The sequence below is a fragment of the Bacteroides luti genome (assembly GCF_900128905.1).
GTDB lineage: Bacteria > Bacteroidota > Bacteroidia > Bacteroidales > Bacteroidaceae > Bacteroides > Bacteroides luti.
This window is the reverse complement of record NZ_FQTV01000022.1, coordinates 1-26692: the sequence shown is the minus strand read 5'-3', so window position 1 is coordinate 26692 and position 26692 is coordinate 1. Positions and strand designations below refer to the sequence as shown.

The following is a 26692-nucleotide window of genomic DNA, read 5'->3' as shown; positions in this document are numbered from 1 at the left end:
TTTTTAAATAAAGAAACAAAGGTTTAATCTTCCTGAAAACTCTTACCTTTGTGATATGTTTCATCTTCAGATAGCTCATTATATTGAAAAAGAAAAGCTTTTCGGACTTAATGATAAGATTCTGATAGCATTAAGTGGAGGTGCCGATTCGGTTGCCTTACTTCGTGTGTTGGTTTATCTTGGCTATTCCTGCGAGGCAGCTCATTGTAATTTCCATCTTCGTGGAGAAGAGTCCGACCGGGATGAGCTTTTTGTTCGTAAACTCTGCAAGGAACAGAATATTCCTCTTCACGTAATCCAGTTCGATACGAATGGTTATGCAGCCGAACGTCAGGTTTCCATTGAAATGGCTGCTCGCGAACTTCGTTACAATTGGTTTGAAGAGTTACGCAAAGAGGTGAATGCAGATGTTGTTGCTGTGGCGCATCACAGAGATGACAGTGTAGAGACTCTTTTGCTTAATCTTATTCGTGGAACAGGTATAAATGGTCTGACTGGCATTCGTCCGAAGAATAATCACGTGGTTCGTCCAATGCTCTCTGTTAGCCGTGAAGATATTCTGGTGTATCTTCAGGAAATGGAGCAAGATTATGTTACTGATAGCACCAATCTTCAGGATGAATATACTCGCAATAAGATTCGTCTGAATATTCTTCCGATGATGGAAACTATTAATCCGTCTATTAAAGCAACTCTTTTTTCAACAGCCTCACATCTTTCTGATGCTTCACTTATATATAACAAAGTGATTGAAGATGGCAAGAGTAGAGTTCTGTCACAAGAAGGTATTTCCATCGAAAAACTTTTGGCTGAGCCTTCACCGCGTTCATTACTTTTTGAGATTTTGTTTCCACTCGGTTTTAATCCCGCTCAGATAGATGATATATTTCTTAGTCTGGATAGGCAATCGGGTCGGAAATTCCTTTCAGATTCCTGGATTATTGTCAGAGACAGAACGCATTTGCTGATGAATAAACTAGACTCATCATCAAAAATTGAACAGCCGGAAGAAGATAAACCTGTTATCAAAGAAGAACGAATTCCTTATACACGCGATTTCGTTATTCCACGCGATAAAAGAATAGCTTGCTTTGATGCAGATAAAATATCAGCTCCATTGACGCTTCGTAAATGGCAGGCCGGAGATCGCTTTGTGCCTTTTGGTATGAAGGGCAAAAAGAATGTGAGCGATTATCTCACAGATGCTAAATTTTCAATCCTTCAGAAAGAAAAAGTTTATGTGTTGTGCTCCGGTGAAACAATTCTCTGGCTTGTGGGTGAAAGAACCGATAACCGTTTCCGGATTGACGAAAACACAAAGAACCTTCTTATACTTCGTTTGGAGGAAAACTAAAATTCAAAAGGCACTACTTTTTTATCCATAGAAAATAATCTTATATTAAAATTCATTGATGTGTCAATTCTATTTGTATCTTTGATGTTGTTATTTATAACTTTTTAATATTAATTTTAATAGGAGAAAAATCTAATGGTAAAAGTGATTGCTAAATTCTTTGTTAAAGAGGATAAAGTTGAAGAATTTTTAAAATTGGCTAGTGTTTTAGTTGAAGAATCGAGAAAAGAGACAGGATGTGTAAGCTATAATCTACTTCAGGATGTAAGTAACCCACAAACATTAATAATGGTTGAAGAGTGGGAGAGCGCTAAAATCTTGAAAACACATATGGCTTCAGCTCACTTTACAAGTATTATTCCTGAAATGAGTCTATTGCAGTTCCAGAAAGAAGAAATTACAGTTTGTAAAAACGTATTTTAAAAACAAACGAGGACTCCTTATAAGCAGGAAGTCCTCGTTTTTGTTTTCCGTATAGTATAGATTTTATTTCTTTGAGAAGAGTTCTTTCTCTCTCCATTCTTTCATTAATTCAGAAATCGTGTTTTTAACACTCATAATCTTTTCTGCTCTATAAGCATTTGCTCCGGCAAAAGCATATCCATTTTTGAAGTTTCCTTTGAATGCATTGTAAAGAGCCAGCATAATGCAATATGGACTTTTAGAAATATCGCAAGTCTTAATGCAGTGGAATGGACAAGATTTAGGTTGCTTGATGCCCTCTTTAACCTGATCAATGAATGAACCTCCAATTGCACGGCCAGGCATACCTACCGGACTTTTAATAATTTCAATATCTTCTTCCTTTGCATCTAAGTATTGCTGTTTAAAAGCTTCAGAAGCATCACATTCCTCAGTGGTAACAAAGCGGGTTCCTAACTGTACGCCCGAAGCTCCAAGTTCCATCATACGATAAATATCTGCTCCGGTGTAAATACCTCCGGCGGCAATTACTGGAATTTTCTTATTGTACTTTTCTTCAAACACAGCAACTTCAGCTACTACCTGTGGTAGAATTTCTTCCAGAGAATAGTGTTCGTCGGCAATCTGGTTTTCCTTGTAACCAAGGTGTCCTCCGGCTTTAGGGCCTTCAACAACTACAGCATCGGGAAGATAGTCGTACTGACTGTGCCATTTTTCGCAGATTATTTTTACTGCACGTGCAGATGAAACAATAGGCACAAGCTTTGTTTTGCTACCTTTTGGTAGAAAACTTGGTAAATCAAGAGGAAGTCCGGCTCCACTGAATATGATGTCAGCTTTTTCGGCAATGGATGTTTTTACCATATCAGCAAAGTTGGTCATGGCAACCATAACATTCACTCCGATAATGCCTTTGGCTTTTTCCTGAGTTTCTTTAACCATTTCGCGTGCTTTTCTTAGTTCTTCTTTAAGACCTAAGACACATGCTTCACTAAAATTACTTGATAATTTATTGTATAGAAGTCCCAAACCAGCGCAAGAAATTACGCCGATGCCTCCTTCGTTTGCTACGGCTGAGGCTAGGCCTGATAAAGAGATTCCTACGCCCATTCCACCTTGGATAATTGGAACTTGAGCCTTAAGGTCTCCGATAGATAATGTTTTCAAAATATAATGCTTTATAGAATTATGGTGTCAAAGGTAATATTATAACTGGAAAAAATAGTTGAAAATGAAACAATTTTTAGTGAGACCTGATTTTTTGTGATTTATTATATCTTGATATACGGATAGTCTGTCTATCAATATACTAATATGTGTATCATATTGTTATCTTCCTCCGGTGGTTAGTTTTGTAAACCGGGGAAAAAGCTTCCGTGAAGCGTAATAGATAAACAGCGTAATGAAGATAATTAAAATTGGAATTATAAAGTATATCAAAGTCATTAGTCCGTCAGATTCCGGTTTTAATGTTCTAAACAGTATAATTCTAAATATTTTTATGAATGGTTCATGAATGGCATATACAATAAAACTACCAATAACCAATGACTTATTTGGAGTGATTTTTTCTTTATCAATAAAGAATGCTATGATGTTTATGAAGCAGACGCATCCACAGATAATACCTATTTTATGAATATATATATTAAAATTAAAATTCTTTGTTAGCAAGTCAACTATAGCGATTATTGAATATATAATTATTGAAGATGTGAAAAGTTTGTGCGATTCTTCAACGATGTTTTTTTTATTGATGCTAAAGAATGCTCCGAGGCTAAAGAAAAATAGTGTTTCCGGACGAATGATAGCCGGGTGAAACCAAAATCCTAAATACCAGATAACTCCTAAAAATACAATTCCAGAAACCTTTGTCTTTTTTATAAAAGAATGAATAAGAGGAGATATTAGTACGGCCAGCATTAAGTCTCTTATAAACCAGAATGGGTAATTTATGGGGCAGGGTGAAAGAATTCCAAATGCATGAGCAAAATCAGTAAATGTGAAGTTCCTTATAATTATACTTGCATCATATAATAAGTTGTTCTTTATTGGAAAACTCTGGATAATAAAGTGATAGAGTATTATAAAGATATTCCAATACAGATAGGGTATAAAAAGTGATTTGAATCTGCTTTTTAGTTTTTCTTTATATAGTTGGGGCGTGAACCCTTTTTTATAGAAAAAGAGGAATCCTGAGATAATGAAGAATAGAGGTATACTGGTTCTTGCAAGTACATGAGAAAAGAATTCACTCGAGTAGTAGAAAAGAGGGCCAATAGATTCGCATGTTTTAATCTCTCCATTTACAATTACTACTGATGAGAAAGCGTGAATAAAAACTACTCCGATAATTAAAGGAAATCTTAAATAGTCAATTGTTCTGGACTGCAATTCGTCTTTGGTCATTTGTTTCTTGTTCTGTTGTCATTTTAATTATTCAATTCCCAATGACAAATTATTATAGATTATATTGTTGGCCGATTCATTAATCCCTCTGGTAATTAAGCATATATATACGCATGAATTAGCCAAACGGCTGCAAAAGTACTATAAAGTAACGTGAAAGCCAATTGATACTATAAAAAAGACCAGGCATTTGCCTCTTTATAAGACCTGTTTAATAAAAATTCTATATTCTTATTTTGAAGATTCTTGCATAAATACTACTTTATTTAATACTTTTGTAATACAATAAGTAGTCTAAACAAATCTAATCATGAAAATTTTTAAAAACATTGTTCTTTCAATGATATTGCTTGTGCCATCTATTTGTATGCAGGCAGTATCAAGTAATCAAACCAAAGTAAATCAGACAGCTGTAGTCAGGGTGGGGGATGCTCGTTTTACAGTAATAACTCCCCGTGTAATACGTATGGAATGGGATAGCACTAAGCTGTTTAATGATCAGGCTTCTTTTTTGGCTGTAAATAGGAACTTGCAGGTACCACAGTTTACACAAAGTGTCAAAGGTGGTTGGTTAACCATCAAAACATCCGAAGCGGAGCTAAACTATAAAGTTGGTAGCGGACGCTTTACCCCCAAAAATATTCGTGTCAAATTTCTAAAGGATAATAAAAGTGTAATCTGGAAATTCGGTGATGTACAAAAAGGTAATCTGAAAGGAACTTACCGTACACTCGACGGATACAATGGAAGCATTCACGAGCACGACAATAAACCTATGCCTATAGAAGACGGATTGCTGTCTACTGATGGATGGACATTTATTGACGATTCAAAGAATTATTTATTTGATAATTCCGACTGGCCTTGGGTAAGCGAACGTAAAAATAAGGCTGGACAGGATTTTTATTTCATGGCTTATGGTCATAATTATAAGTCGGCCCTGAAAGATTTCACAACTTTCTCGGGTAAAGTACCATTGCCTCCTCGTTATGCTTTCGGATACTGGTGGTCACGTTACTGGAGTTATTCCGATAATGAGCTACGCAACCTTATCAGTAACTTTAATACATATAATATTCCATTAGATGTATTGGTTGTAGATATGGACTGGCATTATACCGAGGCTGGTAAAGGTGGATGGACCGGATATACATGGAATCGTCGCCTGTTCCCCGATCCTGACGGATTTTTGAAATATCTGAAACAAAACAAGCTTCAGATAACTCTCAATCTTCATCCTGCCGATGGTATTGCCAATTACGAAGAAAACTTTCTTGCTATGGCAAAATGGATGGGAGTGAATCCCGATTCAACAAAGCTCATTCCTTACGAAGGATCAAACAAACAGTTTATGAGTGGATGGTTTAATACAATTCTTCGTCCAATGGAAAAGAAAGGTATCGACTTTTGGTGGCTCGACTGGCAACAAAAACTTAATGATGGAAAATTCAAGGACTTGAGTAATACATGGTGGATTAATTATGTTGTTTTCTCTGATATGGAACGAAACCGTGAAACTCGTCCGTTACTTTATCACCGTTGGGGAGGATTAGGAAACCACCGTTACCAGATAGGTTTCTCTGGTGATTCTTATATTTCATGGGCTTCACTTGATTTTCAGCCATATTTCAATTCAACAGCTTCCAATGTGCTTTATGGTTATTGGAGTCATGATATTGGTGGTCACATGGGTGCTAATAATATTGATCCGGAACTCTATGTGCGCTGGCTTCAGTTTGGTGCTTTGAGTCCAGTTCTTCGTACCCACTCTACAAAGAACTCTAATTTGAACAAAGAACCTTGGGCTTTTAGTCAGAAATACCTCGAAGTTATTCGCAATACGATTCTTGAACGTTATCAGATGGCTCCTTATGTTTATACAATGGCCCGTAAAACATACGATGAAGCACTCTCTCTTTGTCGCCCTATGTATTATGATTATCCTGAAAATAAAGAAGCTTATGAGAATAAGAATGAATATATGTTTGGCGATAATCTGCTGGTTTGCCCAATTACTTCACCGATGAAAAATGATAAGTCGACTGTTAAGGTTTGGCTGCCGGAAGGAAATGATTGGTATGAATGGCATACCGGCACTTTATTAAAGGGAGGACAATCCATTGAACGAACATTTAATCTTGATGAATATCCTGTTTATGTAAAAGCCGGTTCAATATTGCCTTTATATGATAAAGTGAAGAATCTGCAAAATAACAATGAACCTGTAACGGTGACTGTATTCCCCGGTAAGCAAGGATCTTTTGAAATGTACGAAGATAATGGCAATGATAAAGACTATGCAACTCATTATGCAAAAACTCTGTTATCAACAGAAAAGGCAGGTCATGTATTGACGGTGAAGATTGCTGCTCGTCAGGGAAGTTATCCTGATATGCCTTCAAACAGAAACTTCAAAGTTAAAGTTCTAGCTTCTGCAGTTCCAGAAAGTGTAATGGTAAATGGTGTTCTGACAGACTTTACATACGATGGCAATGACTTAAGCCTTACTGTAAATGTACCTGAAACGGATTGTAGTAAGGAGAAAGTCCTTAAAATAACTTATCCAACAGATGCTTTGGAAGTAACAGACGGTCTTCAGGCTCAGATGCGCCACGTTCGTGCTGCAGTCCTTCAGCTTAAGCAGAAACAAGCAGGTATCGTACTGAATGAAGAACTAGGAACAATGGAATCGGCCGGTGGATGCATCACTTATTATCCTAACCAGTTTAAGCAACGAATAGAGGCATTCCGAGTAAATTATGCTAATTTGCCTGCGGTTCTGCAAGCTCACAAACTAAATCAGGAAACTATTGACTGGTTTATAAATGCTGTGAAGTAAATGTGGAAATGAGTATATAACCTCAACGTCTGTAAAACTTTTAGGATATCCAAGCTTTCTTGTTCTTGATAACAGAACTTCAGAGTTAGATTACTCATTGAAATAATGTAAACCGAATTTGTGAATAATATACTTACTGTAAAGCCTAATTAGGAATAAGAAAATATTGTAAATTAATCTTGGCGATAATAGCAAAATCTGTAAACCTATTATAGGCAGTTATAAAACTCCGGTCGGACTTTAACCAAACTCCCGCCGGAGTTTATTCAAAGTCCCGCCTGCTTTTCTGAAAAGCCGGCGGGACTTTTTCATGCTTCTAAAAGCTTGATTATCAGTATTTATAAAGTTGTAATACAGATTCCTGAAGCAGTATTCCAGAGCTTACAGTAGGATTCTGATGTCGCTATATTTCTTAATAATGAAACCAATTAAGGGTTGGGTGGTGGGGAGGAAGGGGTGTTTTCTATAACTTTCTATTTTTTTTCTATTATATCATTCCTATAATAAGAACACTTATTCTATTTTTTTTCAGGAAAGTTATAGAAATTCATCTATTCTCCCCACCTCCCCACCCAAAAAAAACTTATATTTCAGAGGGGATTTGCATCATGCACAAAACTATTCCTAAGATTGATAAATACAGGAATCAATCTAGGGCAATGTAGATAAAAGATATTGTTTTTTTTATAAGTTATGATTGATAAAAGCATTGAATTTGCGTCGTTTATCAATCATAACTTATAAAATCTCCACCCTGCAAGTGATTATCAACTTTCCTATTTTGTGCGTTGCTCATGCAAGAAATTGAGGAATAAGGTTCATTCTTTCAAAAAAAATGAGACTATCAACCTTTTGTATAAATGGATAGTCTCTATTTTGTAGTAAAATGATTTATTTACTATACTAGAATGAAATAGTTGCTTTGTCTGCTTTGAGAGAAACATTGATCTCTGAATCTTTTGTTTTACCCTTCCATACCATCTTTTTGCACTCAGTCTTAGGTAAGCTAACATAATTATTTCCCTTACCTGTAAGATGTTCTTCGTTGATATCACATTTATCTACCTTCCAGTTATTCAGATTCTCAAGATCTATACTGAAGATGTTTATCTTATTGTTGGCAAGAGAAATTTGAGCATGATAGCCCGAAATGTTTAATCGGTCTATTTTACATGAATCTATAACGATTTCATTAACTCCATAAACAGTAGCTTCTTTCAATGTAATATTTTTGAAGATTGTTCCCATCTTTTTGGATTCATTTTTTATCGACAACGTAGAAGCTGAGTCTGTATAAAGACTGAAGTTAGCATGCATTCTCTTAGACTTGTATTTATCAAGAAGATCAGTCAAATGTTCTTCCGAATAACTTAGCTTTATAATAAGTGTATCGCCCGATACTTGCTTATTTATCATAAAAGATAATTCTTTTGGATAGCAGAACATACCTTTTTGTTGTTCATTCTTAAATGGCTGAACCATTAACGAACTTGATATATCATTCACTTCATTGTTATTCTCATCAACAAATCTGATAACCTTATACAAGGAGACGTTTATTGAATCGACCTTGCCGGAAAAGTTATCATTTGATAAAAAGTTTTTTTCAGTTTTATCAATCGGGGCAAAAAATCGTAGATGAATAATAAATATCACCGATAATAATAACACCGATGATAAGATTGCTAATAATATAACTGTTGTGCGTCTCATTGTCTGATACTATTTTGTTTCTTACTAAATTCGTTATACATATTTTCAATTTTCTCCATAGGAATATCCAACGTGTAGATTTGATGGAAAAACCATTCAAGGTCTTCCTCTATAAAACGCTTCCTGCGTAGAGATAAAATTAATTTCTTTGCACCGGCAGATACAAAATATCCAATGCCTCTTTTGTTGTAAATTATGTTCTGAGACTGAAGATAATCAAATGAGCGCATTGCTGTATTTGAGTTAACTTCGACTATAGAAGCGTATTCTCTGACTGACGGAATTCTCTCTTCCTCAGGATATTGCCCGAAGATAATCTCGTCACATATTCTGTCTGCTATCTGCAAATAAATAGCTTTACTTTCTTTAAAGTTCATACGCTTAGAGTCTATTAATAATTTCAGAGTCTTTAAATCGGAAATATGAGATAACCCAGTTAAAAAGAGTCAGAAAAGAGAAAAACAAGATAAGATTTCGCCTTGTAATCCATTTTTCTATTATTTCCCCGCAATAATCTCCTGCACTGAACAACTGACTTTCATTGAACAGAGAATTTACCAATAAGGCATCTACTGCATAAAAAAGCAGAGTTATTACTATGCCTGTTGCAAGAGTTTTGATGAACGGGTTCTTATACCACAAAGTACTTCCTAAAATAAATAAAGACTGGAAAAATAGATATATAGAAAACAGAGCTGTTAATTCCATCCAGTTATGAGTCATTGAATCTAGATTTTGACTACATAATCCCTGTGAAATATTTATAGCAGTTATGTTGAATTCTGGATAACGCATTGAGAGTATTGCTATTCTGGTATAATCGGCTAATTTAAAAGCAAGGAAAAAAGCGATTATAAATACAATAACAACGGGCAGAAACCTTGAGAAGAATTTTTCAAAATTTGTTGCCGGAGTCATCAAATATGCAATCCTCTTAGTTTTGTTTTTCATTTTTTCCATCATTAATGATGCGAAAAGACATCCAAATCCCCAGAAAAGAAATATGGCAGGTCTCAGATAATAAATACCTCCATACCAAGGACTAAAATTATGTTTAGTTCTTGATTCGAGTTCAGAAAGCCCCATAAAAGTAAATATAATTGCCATTATGGCATATAACATCACAAAACGAAGAAGTGTTGTTTTCCAGTTTTCTATAAAATCTTTTTTATAGAGAAGAGTAAAGCGCTTAAAACTTATAAAATTATTTTTTATCATAACCTTGATTTTTAATTTTGAAGATAAACTTTCAATTTGTCAGTATCAGTTAGCAGAGCATTAAACAATAACTCAAGATTAATAGCCGATTCCTCGTTCTCTTTATTAGGAAGAATCATGCTTTTCCCTTGAATGGAAGGAGAAATATATAGTGCTTCTTCTGCAGAATCATTACTGGAAGTTTCTACAAATAATAGCTTCTGACAAATTTCTGAAACAGATTCATTCAGCAAAACTTTATTGCTGTCCATCACAATTACGTGTTCCAGTAGGTTATCAACATCTTTAACCTGATGAGTGGAAATAATGATCGTCTTTTCATCGCTCATTCCAGATGCTATGAACTTCCTGAACTGACTTTTCCCTGGAATATCCAATCCGTTTGTTGGTTCATCCATAACAAGAAGAGAAGTGTTTGTAGCTAATGCAAAGCTCATATAAACTTTCTTTTTTTGTCCCATTGATAAAGCTCCCAGATGCACATCCATATTTAAATCAAAGCAATGCAGATACTTCTCGAGGTTTTCTTCACTGAAACGAGGATAGAATGATTTATTGCATTCTATATATTTGCGAAAAGAAATAGGAGGTAAATCAAATTCCTCGGGCACAATATAAATATCCTGAAGTGTTTTAGGCAATCTTTTAGATACATCTTCGTTGTCAAAATTAACCTTTCCACTCTTTGGCATTAAAAGCCCTGTAATAAGATATAAAAGAGTTGATTTTCCCACGCCGTTCTTTCCTAACAAACCATAAACTTTACCCTTCTCAACCGATAGAGAAAAGTTATCAAATAGTTTTTTTTGTGACCTCTTGTATACAAAGGACAGATTCTCAATTTTCAGCATTTTATTTCAATTTATAATTTAATTATCATTTACTCCAAACTTGCAGTTTACTAATTAGAAACAGCTGTACTACAGTAATCATGCTACTAGCATCACTATTATAATTACGATAAAGGCTACTATAACCATTGTTCTACAATTTTAAATTAAATACTCAATACAATACTTTTATATAATAATCTCAGTAATATTCATGTTAAGTTCTTTGGCTATGATATATGTAAATTGTATACCTAAAATAAAGTAAACAGCACAATCTCTTCTGAATCTGCTATTCTACTATTTATTGAATCATAATTATTCTTTGTACAATTACATATTATATATGTATTAACTTTAAATAACTGATTACTTAGTATATAGCCTTATATTTTATAAATAGATATTAAAATAGTGTACTATAATAGTGGTACACTGCAAATGTAAAAGGATAATTTGAAATAACAAAACAAATAGAAGAAATATTTTATATTTTTTGAATTGGAATTTTTATAAGTTATGATTAATAAAAACATTGAATTTGCATCGTTTATCAATCATAACTTATAAAATAAGAAGATTATTGATCCTTCCAGATATAGTGAAAGAAAAAATAGCACTAAGAAAGTGCTTTTTATAATTGTTTGAAAAACAAGTGGTTGCCTTTTTATTACTAAATATAAAAAACAACAGAACTATATATTTTTATAGTAGGTCATATTTTGACCTACAGCGTATAGATCTTTGTAGAATAATTGTAAAAGAGTCATTATGGAAATAGAAGAATTTGTGAAAAGCAATTTTTATATGTTATTTAAAAAGGAACTAGAAAATGCCGTTAATAGCTGCATTTCGGAATCAGACTTATCAAATAAGCTTGATATTTTGAGTTTTAATATTAAGCAGCTGGATTGGATGGCTCTTTCTATGAATGAGACCTTACCTTGGTCAGTGGAGTTTATAGAACTTTATAAAGATTATTGGGACTGGCATTATTTATCATATATTATTGCCGATAATAAGTTCTTTAATAAAGTAGATTTTGCTTTTTTGCTAGCTGTTTATGCAGAAAAGGTTGATTGGAAAGTTCTTTGCAGAAATGTACAGATTAAATATTCTGATATAATTTATCGTTATAGGAGTCATATAGACTGGCCTTCGTTGTGCAGTAATCCTAATTTTTATTGGAAAATCGATTTTATTAAAGAGAATATTGATATGATGGATTGGATTGCTTTTTCAGAATCTATCTCTACAATGCCGCCTTTTTCAAATGATATCAGAGATTTTCGTTTTAGAATTCTAGAAGAGTTTGAGAACTATATTGATTGGTCAGTAATATCTGAAAATGAAAAGATTAATTTTGATTCTGATTTTATAGAACGTTATAAGGATCGTTTTGATTGGGAAAATATAGTCAATAATTCGGCAATGGAATGGAATCTGGAGAAGATTGTAAAATATGATAAATATCTTTCAAAGGTGCCTAATGAATATTTGATGGCTTCAAGTATGTGGTACGAAATCGTGAAAATTTGTGTATTGAATAGATTATAAAAATAAATTAATTACATTTACAGTATAATTAACAAAATTCTATGGAAAATAAAAAATCATTTAAAAGAACGTATCCAGCTGATGCTGCAAATATTTTTGTCAGGAATCTATTATGTGATGTTAGTGAAGAGTTAGGCGGATTTAGCGAAAAAGACTGGGATAGAACTCTTAAGTTTTTTGATCATAAATGTGCATATACAGGTGTGTCATTATCTAAAAAGAAAATTGTACAAGACCATCTAATTCCACATAATAGGGAAGCATGTGGCTTAAATTTATATGGCAATATTGTTCCTACAACAAAAGAAGCTAATGGCGCAAAATCATCTAAAGATTACAAAGATTTTATTTTAAATAATACATCTATATTGGGCGACTTAGACGAATCTATAAGGAAGCAGAGAATAGCTAAAATTGAAGAGTTTGTTGTGCAATCTAAATATAAAGAAAAAATAAACTGCATTCAGTCTGATCTTTCGGAATATGCTAAGTCGCATTATGACAGCATACAAAGACAAGCAACAGACTGTAAAGAGGAAATTGCAGCTCATATAGCTTACGAAGATCAAGCAATAACAGAATCTATTAATTCGAACTATAAAACAGTAGAAGAAAAAATAAAGTTGTGGGCTTCAAAACCATATACTAATGTTCATAAAATAATAGCTATGGTTGTTTCTGACGAAAATATGAGCAGAGACGATTTGGTCGATAAAATTAATAAGAGAAATTTATCTAAAAATGCTTCTGTAGCTGTTTCAAGTTTAATGACCAATGCTGGCAATAGTTACGGACAAGTTTTTCAAGAAGAGAATGGATGTATAAGATTTTTTTCAAAAATAAGATCATTAGTTGAATCCTTTAATTGGGAAATTTAAGTATATTTTTTATTTTAAATTAAATGTTATGGCAAAAATGTATAAGGTGACAGTTAAAGGTACAGGTCAACTAAATGGTCCTGTAATTATTAATAAGACCGTGGAGATGGAAGAATTTATGGCAGCCAAATTTAATGGAGCTAATCGTTATGAAGTCATTGAAGATTTTGTGAAAGTTCATTATCCTAGTGTTAAAATTCCAAATATCAGAAATTTTGGAGCATCAATAACCCCTGTTAAGGAAGAAAAAAAGAAAGGTTGGTTTTAGAATATTCTTGATACAGTTGAAGGAGATAAAACTTATTTATTTCTTTCGGCTGCATCAAGATAGATTTTGTGCATACGCTCACGAAGTGAAATAGGTTTAATAATCTCTAATGACCAGCTGCGAGACATTAGTTCCATAATAAAATCTAGAGTTATGCAAATGTAAAGTTCTACTTGAACCCTATCATTTTTGTATGTTATAATCTGAGATTTATGAATAGGCATAGCTTCAACATATTTTCCATCACGAAGATCAAAAGAAAGAATAACTCTTTCTGGCTCTCCATCTGTAAACATGGCAAAACTATGATCATAGTTTTTTATTAAGACTTCAAGCTCTATTTCTTTTTTAAATCTAATGGTGCTAATCTCTAAATTATCAATACGATCTAAACCGAATGATTTGAGTGTGGCATGTTCTTTCTCATAATCAATCCCTAACAAATACCATCTGCCACGACTTTCTTTTAATGCATAAGGTTTTATCTTTCTTTTCTGTTCAATCTCAGGATAAAATTTTTTATAATTAAATGCGACCAATATGCTTTCTTCAATAGCCTTTTTGAGTGGTATTAAATGTTGAAGTCCACGGCTACGTTGTTTTTCTGGTATAATAAAGTCAGGCAATGCTTTGTATCCTCCAAATGCATTAACAATTTCGAATGATTCAAGAAGGATATTTATTAATGGATTATTGTCATTATTAGGAATATAATACCCTCTTTCTTGAGAATTATATTTTATCTCAATGCCAAAAATTGTAGGAATATCTTCAATATCATGCCTGAAAGTACGCTCAGAAAGTCCTTTTACATCTTTTCTATTTTCTAAAAAGTCAATTATATCCTTTCTAGATGGATACCCATTTTTGTGACTTTGTATACATTGGATTATATTGATGTAACGTTTTAAACAATCGACCTTAGACATTTTAATTGACTTTAAGTTTTACACAAAGATAATAAGTTTGTTCGTTTTGTTTTATTTGTAATCGAATTTTATACATAAAAAAGAGACTAAACATTTCAACAGAAATGTCTAGTCTCTTTCCAAAATATCTCAAGTTATTCCCCTAAAGGAACGATACTATTCCCATTCAATAGTTGCAGGTGGCTTAGAACTGATATCGTAAGTAACGCGGTTCACACCTTTTACCTTGTTGATGATTTCATTAGAAATCTTTCCAAGGAATTCGTAAGGTAGGTGAGCCCAGTCGGCTGTCATGGCATCGGTTGAAGTAACGGCACGAAGTGCTACTGCATTTTCGTATGTTCTTTCGTCGCCCATAACACCTACAGACTGTACCGGAAGAAGGATTACACCTGCTTGCCATACCTGATCGTAAAGTCCCCATTCACGTAGTCCGCTGATGAAGATATCATCTGCTTCCTGAAGTACACGTACTTTTTCTGGAGTGATATCGCCAAGAATACGAACAGCTAAACCAGGACCCGGGAAAGGATGACGGTTGATAAGATGCTCCATCATACCCAATTTGCGACCTACACGACGAACTTCATCTTTGAAAAGAAGGCGAAGAGGTTCGCAAAGTTTCAGGTTCATCTTTTCTGGAAGACCACCTACATTGTGGTGGCTCTTGATTACTGTACCTGTGATAGAAAGAGATTCAATACAGTCAGGATAAATAGTACCCTGAGCCAACCATTTCACATCTTTCAGTTTATGAGCTTCTTCATCGAATACATCGATAAAGCCTTTACCAATAATCTTACGTTTACGTTCTGGTTCAGTTACGCCTGCAAGTTCGCTGAAGAATTTATCTTTTGCATTTACACCAATTACATTAAGACCTAAGTGTTCGTAATCAGTCAATACATTTTCGAATTCATTCTTACGAAGCATTCCGTGGTCAACGAAAATACAAGTCAGGTTCTTACCAATTGCCTTGTTAAGCAATACAGCAGCAACAGATGAGTCAACACCACCTGAAAGGCCAAGAACCACTTTATCGTCTCCAAGTTGTTGTTTCAACTCAGCAACAGTACTTTCAATGAATGAAGCAGGGCTCCAGTCTTGCTTGCATCCGCAAACATCTACAACGAAGTTGCGAAGAATCTGTGTACCATCAGTTGTGTGGAATACTTCAGGGTGGAACTGTACGCCCCATATTTGTTCGCCTTCAACCTGATAAGCTGCGATAGCAACCTCATTAGTTGAAGCGATCGTTTTAAAATTATCAGGAATGGCAGTGATAGTATCACCATGGCTCATCCATACCTGTGAGTTCTTTTCTACTCCTTTAAACAATACGTTGTCTTTGCAGAAAGAACCAAGATTAGCACGTCCGTATTCACGAGTAGCAGCCGGTTCAACTTTACCACCATTAGTATAAGCGATAAATTGTGCACCATAACAGATTCCTAAAATAGGATATTTTCCTCGGATTTCGCTTAGATCGATTTTGAAAGCCGCATCATCGTATACAGAGAAAGGGCTTCCGGAAAGAATAACTCCCTTTATAGATTCATCGTCCTTAGGGAATTTGTTGTAAGGTAGAATCTCGCAATACGTGTCCAGCTCACGAACCCTGCGACCAATAAGTTGGGTGGTCTGTGAACCGAAATCAAGAATGATAATCTTTTCTTGCATAATATAATAATGTATAGTTTGGAATTTTATGCATGCAAAAATACACATTATTCGCCAATAAATAAAAACCATTCACCAATAATTTGAAATCTACCGCCAATAAATTAAATTCTATCACCAATAATTATCTTTACTGGAATGGGTTTACATTCTTTTTATTTCCTAAAATTGAGGGCGTATTTTTTTATAATTGAACACAGTAAGTCCTGAGAAATAACTATTTTTGTGAAACTTTTATAAATTTGCTTGAAGTGAATAATGTTATGCTAAGTCCATTTTTTCTTTTAATATTGAGTTTAGTTATAGTTTTTTCTTTTGCTATATTATTTCTTGTCTGTAGAAAATTTTTTCAAAAAAAACAGTTTGAAAAAGAAGAGATTATATTGCCGTTGGAAACTGAAGAAACTCTAGCTCCATCTCCCTCTTTTGCTGATATTGAAGAACTGGATTCTGTAGATAAAGGATCTTCAAAAAAAGAACATGTAAAGCGTAACGAAGAAAAGTATAAATTTGCTAAGTTGAGTAACGAAGAATGTAAGCATATTTATAATAATCTCACCAGATATATGATAAAGAATAAGCCATATATTAATCCTAATTTAAAGATTTCTGATTTAGCACATGCAATAAATAGCTCTTCTCATTCACTCTCTTATGTATTTAATCAATATCTGAATCAGAATTATTCTGATTTTGTGAATGAATATCGTGTTGCTGAGTTTAAAGCTTTGGCCAATGATTCAAAGAATTCAAGATGCTCACTAACTGTATTATATGAGAAAAGTGGATTTAGTTCGCGTGCTTCGTTCTTTCGGTTGTTCAAGAAGCTAACAGGAATAACTCCGAATGAATATATCCAGCAAATGAAATCTTCAAATTAATACGATTATCTGAGTGATTTAATATATTTGCCGGGCTTACTAAAGTAAATAGTTGGTGGTAGATAACTATTATTAGTAGCAGATGAATAGTTTATTTTTTTTTATCTGCTACTAGTTGAAAACCCTTCTTCAAAGGGTTTTTGTGCATTTTAGTAGCAGATAGTGTAGATGTTTCCTGATTTTCTTATATTTGTGGTGCTAATAAATTTAATAATAATGAAAACAAAACTGCTAACCTTCTTTATTGGGGCTGTTGCCCTTTTATCAACAGCCAGTGCTCAGAATGTTACTCAATTGGTTCCAGGGAAAGATTTTCCTGCGGAAATTGAAAATCCCGAATGTCTTGGTATAAACAAAGAACCGGCTCATGCCACTCTGATGCCTTATGCTTCTTTGGATGAAGCTTTGAAGGCAAAAAGACATAAATCGTCTTATTGCCATGTTTTAAATGGCATGTGGAAATTTAACTGGGTGGCATGGCCAAATCAGCGCCCTGTCGATTTCTATAAAACCGATTATGATGTTTCCGGTTGGAAAGAAATTCCGGTGCCATCAAATTGGCAGGTGTTGGGATACGGAACTCCTTATTACAGAAATATAGGTTACACCTTTAAGATAGATTTTCCTCATGTAATGAGCGAGCCATCTAAAAATTATACAGCTTATGAGGAACGTAATCCGGTAGGTAGTTACAGACGCGACTTTGATGTTCCGGCAGATTGGAATGGCCGTCGTGTTTTCATCACTTTCGATGGTGTTGATGCTGCTTTCTTTATCTGGGTAAACGGACAGAAAGTTGGTTATAGTACAAACAGTCGTAATGCTGCAGAATTTGATTTAACCAAGTATGTAAAACCAGGCAAGAATATGGTAGCTGTTGAGGTTTATCGTTATTGCTCTGGCAGTTATCTGGAAGATCAGGATATGTGGCGATTAAGTGGCATATTCCGCAATGTAACGCTTTGGAGTGCTCCGCAGACTCACGTTCGCGATTTCTTTGTTCAGACAGATTTGGATAAAGATTATAAGAATTCAGAATTGAGCGTTTCTGCAAAAGTTAAGAACTATGGCTCTCAACCTTCTCAGGCACAGAAATTACAGGCTTCACTTTATAATGGCAGTCAACCGGTAGAAGGGGCAACTGCTGTAACAAATATTCCAGCTTTAAAACCAGGACAGGAAGCAATTGTTGCTTTGAAGTTTACTGTTAATAATCCAGAGAAGTGGAGCGCTGAAACTCCTAAACTTTATACTACAGTTCTTACTTTGCAAGGCGGTAAGGGAACTAATGAGACATTATCTTCTCGTACCGGATTCCGTAAGATTGAGATTAAAGGACGTCAGTTCCAGGTAAATGGAACTCCGATAAAGCTGAAAGGTGTAAACCGTCACGAACATTGGTCGACTGTTGGTCATGCCATAACAGAAGAACAAATGATCAGAGACCTGGAAGTTATTAAGCAAGGTAACTGTAACCACGTGCGTACTTGTCATTATTCGGATGATCCACGTTGGTATGAGTTGTGTGATGAATGGGGCATCTGGTTGGTTGCTGAAGCAAATGCTGAATGTCATGGTTACGATGGAAAGCTTGATGAAGAGCCACGCATGAAAGCTGCAATAATAGATCGTAATGTAGCAAATACAGAAAACTTCAAGAACCATCCGTCAGTAATTATCTGGTCTCTTGGAAATGAATACGGACGTGTTGGATCAAATTTTGTATCAGCAATGAATGTTGTTAAGTCTATTGATCCTACTCGTTTTGTACATTACGAACGTTTCGGCATGGGTAAAAATAATCCTTCTGATTTTGATGGAAGAATGTATGGTACTCCGTCTGATTTTGCTTGGGTTGCTCAGAATAAAGAGCTGACTAAACCATTCTATATTTGTGAATTTGCTCATGCAATGTTCAATTCTATGGGATCATTGGATGAATACTCTAAGGTTTTTGACAATAATCCGGAGATACTTGGTGGAGCTATCTGGGAATATCAGGATCAGGCATTGTGGAACAAACGAAATCCGGAACATCCAATCTTAGCTTATGGTGGCGGATTTGGCGAATTCCCTAACGATCACTATTTTATTCATAAAGGTGTAGTAGCCTGGGATAGAAAAACTATCAAGCCTCATTATCCTGAAATGAAGAAAGCTTTCCAATGGATTGATACAGAATTGGTTGAACCTTCATCGGGAACTATTAAAATAAGAAATAAATTCCAGTTTATTTCATTGGATGGTTTTGATGCTTCATGGACGTTGACTGAAAATGGAAAAGAAATTGATAAAGGCGTGTTGAAATTGCCTCGTATCTAGCCTTTCAGAGAAAGTTGGATTTCTGTTCCGTATAAAATAGAAAATCCTAAAGCCGGAGCTGAATATTATTTGCGTATCTCTTATACTCAAAAGGATAAAACAATGTGGGCTGATAAAGGATTCGAAGTTGCTTCCGAACAATTTAAGCTACCAGTAAGTACTCTTCCTGTTGAAGAGGCAAAAGTAACTTCTCCAGTCAAGGTGAGTCAGGATGCTCAGTCTATAAAGGTGGCAGGAACTGGATTTGCTGTAACCTTTGATAAGAATACAGGTTTAATGAGTCAGCTGATGAAAGACGGAGTAAATCTTTTAACTTCTGATGGCTCACCAAAACTTCATTTGTGGCGCGCAGCTCACCGTAATGATGATATGTGGGCAAACAGAGACTGGGAGAAATTTGGTATAAATAACCTAAAAAATACTTTAGTTGATCTGACAGTAGAAACTGTTGATAAATGCACAGCAAAAGTAACTTCAACTATAAAGTATGATGGTAAAGAAGGATTTGGTGCGTATCATATTTCTACCTATACTATTAAAGGTGACGGCTCTGTGAAGGTTGATAATAAAATTGACTTTATTGGCTTAAGAATAAATCTTGCACATATTGGCGTACGTATGATTCTCGATAAGAAGTTAGATCGTATGACATATTTTGGTCGTGGCCCAATAGAGAATTATTCAGATCGCAAGAGTGGGGCAGATGTAGGTCTTTATGAATTAGGTGTAAATGATCAATACGAATATGAAAAGCCTATGGATCGCGGAAACCATGAAGATGTAAGATGGGTGAAATTTGCAGGAACAGGAAATAGTATGCCCGACTTTTTAATAAATTCTGATGAGAACTTAATGCAGTTCTCTGCTTTGCCTCACACAGACGAACAGATGTTCCCGGTTGAATATAAAATAGATCTGCCAGTAAGTACTGCAACAGTTTTCTGTCTTTCAACTAAAACATTAGGTGTAGGCTCTAATGGTTGTGGTCCAAGACCTTTGGATAAATATATGGTTTGGTCGGATAATAGTCAGTTCACATATACTATACAGTTATTGCAATCAAAGTAATTAAAACAAAATGACTTGTAACAGTTGTAGCATGGCTATATGGACGTAGTGTGGAACCAAAACTACAAACTGCCTAGCCTGTAACCAGAAGCTTATATATAGAATAATGTAACAGAAAGCTATATGAAAAATAAAAGCGGTCGGAAGTATCTGATAAAAATATTCTCCGGCCGTTTGCTTATATAGTGATTGTGACTATTTGTTTTGGTAAGCAGTTAGCATCCATACTAGTTTTTCCTGCTCTTTTTGGTAATCGTTCATCTGGGCTACTGTGACAATTTTATATAATCTAAAGTTTTCATATTGTTTTTGTTTTAAAGATTTGTATTTTTATTTTGTTGATACAAAGATAAACCCGAAAGGATGCTTTTCCAACCGATAATTTCTATCTTTGTATAGATGAAATCTATAATATGTAATTAATGGATAGAGTATGACTATACAGCAATTGGAATATATTCTTGCAGTGGACAGGTTCCGTCATTTTGGTAATGCGGCAGAACATTGCATGGTTACTCAGCCAACCCTGAGCGCGATGGTTCAAAAGTTGGAAGAAGAACTTGGAGCGAAGATATTCGACAGGAGTACGCAACCCATTCAGCCCACTTCTATTGGATATAAAATTATAGAGCAGGCACGTGCGGTGTTGGAGCATGCTTCAAAGGTAAAGGAAATAGTGCAGGAAGAAGGTCACTCTATAAAAGGAGTTTTTCGTTTGGCCATATTGCCTACTATAGCGCCTTACCTGCTTCCTAGGTTTTTCCCGAAGTTAATGGAAGATTATCCCGATCTGGATATCCGGGTTACGGAGATGAAAACACAGGATGTGCTGGTTGCCCTTGCTGCGGGAAAAGTAGATGCGGCAATACTTGCTACAGTTGTGACCGACAAATCTCTGCAGGCCGATACACTCTTCTATGAACAATTTCTGGGATATGTGGCCCGCAAGGAACCGATCTTTAAAAATGAGATGATTCGTTCTACAGATATTAGTGGAGAAAGGCTTTGGCTTTTGGATGAAGGTCATTGTTTCCGCGATCAGTTGATGCGTTTTTGCCAGCTCGAAACGGTTAAACTTCATCAGGCTGCCTATCATTTGGGAAGTATGGAGACTTTTATGAGAATAGTAGAAGGAGGAAAGGGAATAACCTTTATTCCGGAGCTGGCATCATATCAGCTTAGTCAGGAACAGAAAGAGCTTGTACGTCCATTTGCTATACCTCGACCTACCCGAGAAATAAGTATTGTGACAAAAACAGACTTTGTGCGCTATACAATATTGAACATGATAAAGGAAAGTATTCGCTTGTCTGTACCAAAGGAAATGCTGACGCTGCAAAAAACTCAACGAGTAGTCTGAATTTATTGGCCAATGATTTTATTTTATTGGTCAATAGATTAAGTTCATTCACCAATAAATTCAATCCATTGGTGAATGAATAGAACTTGTTCTTGCTATATATTATCTTTTTGGGAATAGGTTTACCTTTCTTGTGGCTATTATGACTTTTCCTAGACTGAGTTTTACAGTTTCTGTGGTTATACTAAACTGACTGGCTATATTTCTCTTATTCCTAAGCCGACTTCGCATAAAAAAAGAGAGCGCCAAAAAAAAGTATTTGGCACCCTCAATTAATTCGTATTCCTAATGGAGACTGAAATCAAATATCCGATTCTACAAGGGGGCATCTTAACTTTTTTAGACACTCTCTTTTTTGAGTTGTTATCTGCTGATTAATTCTTCTGATTCTGACTGCTTATCACCCGATAAATTTCTTCGGCAATTCGGTTGGCACCAGCTTCGTTGGGGTGTATCTGGTCGGGGAAATACATTGGTAGACCACTCATTGGAGTATGTAAATCAATAGTTTTCAATTTCATCTTTTTTGCCACACTTTTAATATATGGAATAACTTCACGAGTGATAGTACTGTCGTTTATTCCCCATTTTACACCATAAGCAGGAACAGGGAAACAAAGATAGATCTTAGGATTTGAAGGCAACTGCTTGAATGCATTGATAAGCGTTACAAGATCCTTTTTAAAATCCTCTTTATATTTCCAGTTCTGAGGCTTAGTATCATTTGTTCCCAGTTTGATGGTTACAATATCCGGTTGAAAGCTTAATGCATCCTGGAATATTTGTTCCTTCATATAAGGGCGATCGCCTTTCATAAGTAAGGTTCTTCCCCCAATTCCGAAGTTATGCACTTCGTAGTTGCTCCCTAATAATCTTCCCAATACAGCTGGATAACCATCCTTGTTTCTGTCTTTAATGCCAGATCCGTAAGTTATACTGTTACCAATACAAGCCACTTTAATTACTTTCTGTTGAGCAAATGTAAGGTTGCAGCAAAACAGCAGCACACCTATAAGCGATAAATAAGAAATTCGTTTCATTTTTTTATTAGATTTTATATTAGAAATATTATTGTCCGGCTAACTTTGTATAAGTTACACTCTTTTCATTTACGTTCCTGGCATTGCTAACCTTTTTAATGAACTTATTCACCTTGTTTACATGAATGTTCTTCAGCTCAATATTCTCAACCGGAAGTCTCTCATCGCCTTTTATCTCGTAAATGGCATCAACTTCTTCGCAGGTAACGTTTTTCATGTGAATATCGTGAATAGGAGTGATACGTGTTTCGTAAGTAGGGAAATCTTTCCACTGATACAATACATCGGTGTCAATTTCAAAAGCTCGTTGCATTTTTCCTGCTTTAATGTTTTCCATATAAATATTTTCAACGAATCCGCCTCTGCGATGATTGGTCTTAATGTAGAACAGTCGTAATACAGATTTAGGAGCAGTGCAGTTGTGCATATAAATATTACGTATACCACTTGATAACTCACTGCCTAGTCCCAATAACGTGTGTCCTTGAAGAATAGAACAATTGCGGATTACTATGTTTTCGCAGGGGGTATTCAGACGCCAGCCATCCTGATTGCTTCCGGATTTAATAACAACAGCATCATCTCCCTGATCAAACGTGCAGTTTTCTACAAGGAAGTTACGAGTCATTTCCAGGTCTATACCATCGTTGTTATGTCCGTGAGCTTTTATATCAAGATTACGTGCTATACCATTGTCGCACATATACATGTGTACACACCAGAAAGGACTTTCCCTTATTTTGAATCCATCCAGCATGATGTTCTTACATCTATTAAAATGTATCAGGTAAGGACGCATTCTGTTTCACTCGTTTCCAAATTGTCTTTCCTCAACAGGAACGTTTGTAGACATCATCGTGTAAAGCTTTCCGGCTGCATCCATGTAATACTTCTGGCGTGGAAACCATATTTTCCATGTATCCATCTTTGGACTAATTGTTCCTTTACCGGTGATAGCTATATTTTCGCATCTAAATGCGTAAATCAGAGGTGAATAATTATAGAATTCCATTCCTTCCAGAGAGCTTTGCACTGCCGGCAAATAGTCGGATGGATTATCAGAAAAGCGCAAAACTGCATTTTCATCAAGATGCAAGTCTACATTACTTTTAAAATGAATAGGCCCTGTAAGCCATGTTCCCGCGGGAATAACAACTCGTCCACCTCCAGCTTTGTTGCATGCTTCAATGGCTGAGGCTATAGCTTTTGTGTTGTCGGCAATGCCTCCTTCAATGGCTCCGTAATTTGTAATTGGAAAATCCTGTTTCGGATAATTGAAAACCTTAATAGGCTGCATTGGGAAGGGAGCTTTTACTTTTACTGTGCTATAATTACCATTAGGAGCGGTAAAAGATGATGTAAGCAGATATACAACGACTCCTGCGAGACATTTTAAAAAATTAATTTTCATAGTATTATTTCGTAGATTAATTCCTTTAGATTCTTTTTACTTATCAGAATTCAATGCAAAGAAAAGCATTTTTCATTAAGTAAATATGTTATTGTGTACATAACCTCTAGAAATTTATACAAGAAAGATATTAAACAGCCTTACAATATAGACAGAGAAATGGATTACTAATAATAATCTTCTTCAAGAGAATAAATTACGCTTTATTTTGAGTATATATTTTCTTATATTCGTATAGTTTATATAAGAAATATAAACTGCAAATAATAATACGAAATGAGAACGTGTGATTTAAAGAGATTCTTTTTTGCTTTACTATTTAGCTTAATGCCATTTATTGCATTTGCACAAGCAATTATTAAGCAGACTGAACAAAAGCTAAAATCTCCTGATGGTGCCTATGAATTTACCTTTTATCAGAAGCAAATTGCTCCCGGAACAAAGCAAATGTATTATACTCTTTCTTTTAAAGGAAGAGAAGTGATGAAAGAATCAGAGCTTGGTGTTCTGATTGAAAACCAATTGTTTGAATCAGCATTGGGCGTGCCCAATGATACTTGTCATCTTTGGTGTGAAAATCTTGCTTTGATTGCAACTGATTGTTCATCAGTAGATACAAGCTGGAAACCTGTATATGGCGAGAAAAGTATAATCAGAGACAATTATAATCAGCTAACTCTTAAGTTCGAAAAATATGGAAACGGAAATTCAGCCATTCCAACCGATGGATATGATAAACGTCGTGCTTACCGCATGGATATAATTGTTCGTGCTTATAATGAAGGCGTAGCTTTGCGCTATTTCTTCCCTGAAACAAGTAACGGGCTTTTCTTACATATCACCGGAGAGCAGACTCAGTTCTCTTTCCCAGAGAATACGCAGGCGTATTATGAGCGATGGGCGCAAGGACCTTATTCACTTCTTCCTTTAAAGGATTGGAAAGATGAGTGTGAACGTCCGCTTACTCTGAAACTGGAAAATGGTTTAACTGTGGCTCTTGCCGAAGCACAAATGGTTGACTACTCTCGTATGAAGTTTCGCTTGAATGCAATAAAAGGCAACACTTTGCAAGCTTCACTTTATGATAAAGTTGATATAATTTCTCCTTATTCAACTCCATGGAGAGTGATTATGGCGGCTGAACGGCCGGGAGACTTAATTGAGCATAATAATATTATTTTGAACTTGAATCCGGAAAATAAATTGGAAAATACATCATGGATAAAGCCTGGAAAAGTAATACGTGTTGGCAAACTTACTCAGGCTGATGCAAAGTTGTGCGTAGATTTTGCTGCAGAAAGAGGATTGCAATATATTCATCTTGATTCAGGATGGTATGGCCCGGAAACAAAAATGAGTTCGGATGCAGCAAAAGTTTCTGAAACCAGAGATTTGAATATACCGGAACTTACTGCCTATGCTGCTTCAAAAGGTATTGGAGTATTTGTTTACGTAAATCAGCGAGCATTGTTTCAGCAACTTGACACTATTCTTCCACTTTATAAGAAATGGGGATTGAAAGGTATTAAGTTTGGGTTTGTTCAGGTTGGCTCAAACCGCTGGACTACCTGGATGCACGAAGCCGTGAAGAAGTGTGCAGAATACGGATTGATGGTGGACATTCACGACGAGTATCGTCCTACCGGTTTCAGTCGTACTTATCCAAATCTTATGAGTCAGGAAGGAATTCGTGGCAATGAAGAAATGCCGGATGCAACACATAATACAACTCTTCCTTTTACACGTTTTCTTGCCGGAGCTGCTGATTATACTGTTTGTTATTACAATTCACGTGTAAAAAACACAAATGCACATCAGTTGGCCTTGTCTGTTGTTTATTATAGTCCGCTTCAATTCCTTTACTGGTATGCCCAACCATCAGCTTATACCGGTGAACCGGAAATTGAATTCTTCGATAAAGTGAAGACGGTTTGGGATGATACAAAAGTAATTAATGGAGAGATTGGTGAATATATAACTACAACCCGTCGTAGTGGAGATGAATGGTTTGCAGGAACCATTACCAACACTGAAGCCCGTATGGTTACTGTTCCACTTAATTTTCTGGATAAAGGAAAAAAATATGTAGCAAGCATTTATACTGATGATGATGCAGTTAAAACTAAAACACATGTGCGTGTTTCTAAATATATTGTGAATGGAGATAACATGCTTAACCTTTCAGTAAAAGCAAGTGGGGGAGTAGCCATGCATTTTGTTCCTGCTACAGCAAAAGAAATTAAGAGTCTCCCCAAATTGAAGAATAATAATCAATTGTAGATATGGTATTTACAATGAAAAAAGGAATAGTTTTACCAACCTAACCAGTAGTTATAATAGCTTTTTGATCTCGAAGATGGGGGTTGTTCAATGAAAATTGAACAACCCCCATTTTTATGGTATGCTGTGCATGATTACAATAGTTAGTTAATAAAATAGTATCGAGCTATGCTGCAATAGCCGCAAACTCAATGAGTTCTTTGAATAGATTGTCATTTAATCTCTTGTTTGG

At 35.3% G+C, this 26692-nt stretch carries 19 protein-coding genes and 2 pseudogenes; 11 read left to right on the top strand and 10 right to left on the bottom strand.

Features of this window, described 5'->3' with window-relative positions; genetic code table 11:
* Positions 1-55: 55 nt before the first annotated feature.
* Together tilS and BUC21_RS15200 are read left to right on the top strand one after the other, a co-directional pair.
* Positions 56-1354: a tRNA lysidine(34) synthetase TilS gene (gene tilS, locus BUC21_RS15205; protein WP_073403982.1), complete on the top strand. Its 1299-nt coding sequence runs from the start codon at positions 56-58 to the stop codon at positions 1352-1354.
* Between the two features lie 135 nt (positions 1355-1489).
* Entirely contained in the window at positions 1490-1777 is a 288-nt protein-coding gene (locus BUC21_RS15200) for a putative quinol monooxygenase (RefSeq protein ID WP_073403981.1), read from the top strand.
* A 63-nt stretch (positions 1778-1840) separates the two neighbouring features.
* Here BUC21_RS15200 and BUC21_RS15195 read toward each other — a convergent pair whose 3' ends face one another.
* Both BUC21_RS15195 and BUC21_RS15190 read right to left on the bottom strand, forming a co-directional pair.
* Complete coding sequence (locus BUC21_RS15195) at positions 1841-2944, bottom strand: NAD(P)H-dependent flavin oxidoreductase (RefSeq protein ID WP_073403980.1); 1104 nt, start codon at positions 2942-2944, stop codon at positions 1841-1843.
* A gap of 162 nt (positions 2945-3106) precedes the next feature.
* Complete coding sequence (locus tag BUC21_RS15190) at positions 3107-4186, bottom strand: acyltransferase family protein (protein WP_073403979.1); 1080 nt, start codon at positions 4184-4186, stop codon at positions 3107-3109.
* A 310-nt stretch (positions 4187-4496) separates the two neighbouring features.
* On the opposite strand from BUC21_RS15190, the gene BUC21_RS15185 reads away from it, so the two are divergent.
* The gene (locus tag BUC21_RS15185) at positions 4497-7025 is read left to right on the top strand and encodes a glycoside hydrolase family 31 protein (RefSeq protein ID WP_394332772.1); all 2529 of its coding nucleotides are present in this window, start codon (positions 4497-4499) and stop codon (positions 7023-7025) included.
* Between the two features lie 903 nt (positions 7026-7928).
* Here BUC21_RS15185 and BUC21_RS15180 read toward each other — a convergent pair.
* From BUC21_RS15180 to BUC21_RS15165, 4 genes are read right to left on the bottom strand one after another with little or no spacing between them, the layout of a single operon-like run.
* Positions 7929-8738 (bottom strand): hypothetical protein, encoded by an 810-nt coding sequence (locus BUC21_RS15180; protein WP_073403978.1) that lies wholly within the window; start codon positions 8736-8738, stop codon positions 7929-7931.
* Complete coding sequence (locus BUC21_RS15175) at positions 8735-9115, bottom strand: GntR family transcriptional regulator (RefSeq protein ID WP_073403977.1); 381 nt, start codon at positions 9113-9115, stop codon at positions 8735-8737. Before BUC21_RS15175 ends, BUC21_RS15180 begins: the two co-directional genes overlap by 4 nt.
* 4 nt (positions 9116-9119) lie before the next feature.
* Entirely contained in the window at positions 9120-9956 is an 837-nt protein-coding gene (locus BUC21_RS15170) for a hypothetical protein (protein WP_073403976.1), read from the bottom strand.
* 11 nt (positions 9957-9967) lie between these two features.
* Positions 9968-10807: an ABC transporter ATP-binding protein gene (locus tag BUC21_RS15165; protein ID WP_073403974.1), complete on the bottom strand. Its 840-nt coding sequence runs from the start codon at positions 10805-10807 to the stop codon at positions 9968-9970.
* Between the two features lie 750 nt (positions 10808-11557).
* Between BUC21_RS15165 and BUC21_RS15160 the strand changes: the two genes are divergently transcribed.
* From BUC21_RS15160 to BUC21_RS15150, 3 genes are read left to right on the top strand one after another with little or no spacing between them, the layout of a single operon-like run.
* A complete protein-coding gene (locus tag BUC21_RS15160) occupies positions 11558-12343 on the top strand; it encodes a hypothetical protein (RefSeq protein WP_073403971.1) in 786 nt (261 codons plus the stop codon).
* A gap of 41 nt (positions 12344-12384) precedes the next feature.
* Positions 12385-13221 carry a hypothetical protein gene (locus BUC21_RS15155; protein ID WP_073403969.1) on the top strand — a complete coding sequence of 279 codons (837 nt, stop codon included), beginning with the start codon at positions 12385-12387 and terminating at the stop codon, positions 13219-13221.
* Positions 13222-13249: 28 nt separating this feature from the next.
* Entirely contained in the window at positions 13250-13489 is a 240-nt protein-coding gene (locus BUC21_RS15150) for a hypothetical protein (RefSeq protein ID WP_139261466.1), read from the top strand.
* Positions 13490-13521: 32 nt separating this feature from the next.
* Here the strand turns inward: BUC21_RS15150 and BUC21_RS15145 are convergent, their stop codons facing one another.
* Complete coding sequence (locus tag BUC21_RS15145; RefSeq protein WP_073403963.1) at positions 13522-14418, bottom strand: helix-turn-helix transcriptional regulator; 897 nt, start codon at positions 14416-14418, stop codon at positions 13522-13524.
* Positions 14419-14574: 156 nt separating this feature from the next.
* Positions 14575-16098: a glutamine-hydrolyzing GMP synthase gene (guaA, locus tag BUC21_RS15140; protein ID WP_073403960.1), complete on the bottom strand. Its 1524-nt coding sequence runs from the start codon at positions 16096-16098 to the stop codon at positions 14575-14577.
* A gap of 389 nt (positions 16099-16487) precedes the next feature.
* Between guaA and BUC21_RS16660 the strand changes: the two genes are divergently transcribed.
* The 4 genes and pseudogenes from BUC21_RS16660 to BUC21_RS15125 all read left to right on the top strand — a co-directional run bounded on the left by BUC21_RS16660 (position 16488) and on the right by BUC21_RS15125 (position 21729).
* Complete coding sequence (locus BUC21_RS16660) at positions 16488-16979, top strand: helix-turn-helix domain-containing protein (protein ID WP_394332771.1); 492 nt, start codon at positions 16488-16490, stop codon at positions 16977-16979.
* A gap of 168 nt (positions 16980-17147) precedes the next feature.
* Positions 17148-19442 (top strand): annotated as a pseudogene (locus tag BUC21_RS16655) (glycoside hydrolase family 2 TIM barrel-domain containing protein); the annotation flags it as partial.
* A gap of 60 nt (positions 19443-19502) precedes the next feature.
* Complete coding sequence (locus BUC21_RS16650; RefSeq protein ID WP_262483236.1) at positions 19503-20369, top strand: beta-galactosidase small subunit; 867 nt, start codon at positions 19503-19505, stop codon at positions 20367-20369.
* Positions 20370-20802: 433 nt separating this feature from the next.
* Positions 20803-21729, top strand: a complete 927-nt coding sequence (locus BUC21_RS15125) for a hydrogen peroxide-inducible genes activator (protein WP_073403956.1) — start codon at positions 20803-20805, stop codon at positions 21727-21729.
* Between the two features lie 374 nt (positions 21730-22103).
* Here BUC21_RS15125 and BUC21_RS15120 read toward each other — a convergent pair whose 3' ends face one another.
* Complete coding sequence (locus tag BUC21_RS15120; RefSeq protein ID WP_073403954.1) at positions 22104-22769, bottom strand: GDSL-type esterase/lipase family protein; 666 nt, start codon at positions 22767-22769, stop codon at positions 22104-22106.
* 28 nt (positions 22770-22797) lie between these two features.
* Positions 22798-24180: pseudogene (locus BUC21_RS15115) on the bottom strand (alpha-d-galacturonidase).
* 276 nt (positions 24181-24456) lie between these two features.
* Between BUC21_RS15115 and BUC21_RS15110 the strand changes: the two are divergent.
* Positions 24457-26460, top strand: a complete 2004-nt coding sequence (locus BUC21_RS15110) for a glycoside hydrolase family 97 protein (RefSeq protein ID WP_073403952.1) — start codon at positions 24457-24459, stop codon at positions 26458-26460.
* Positions 26461-26692 lie beyond the last annotated feature (232 nt).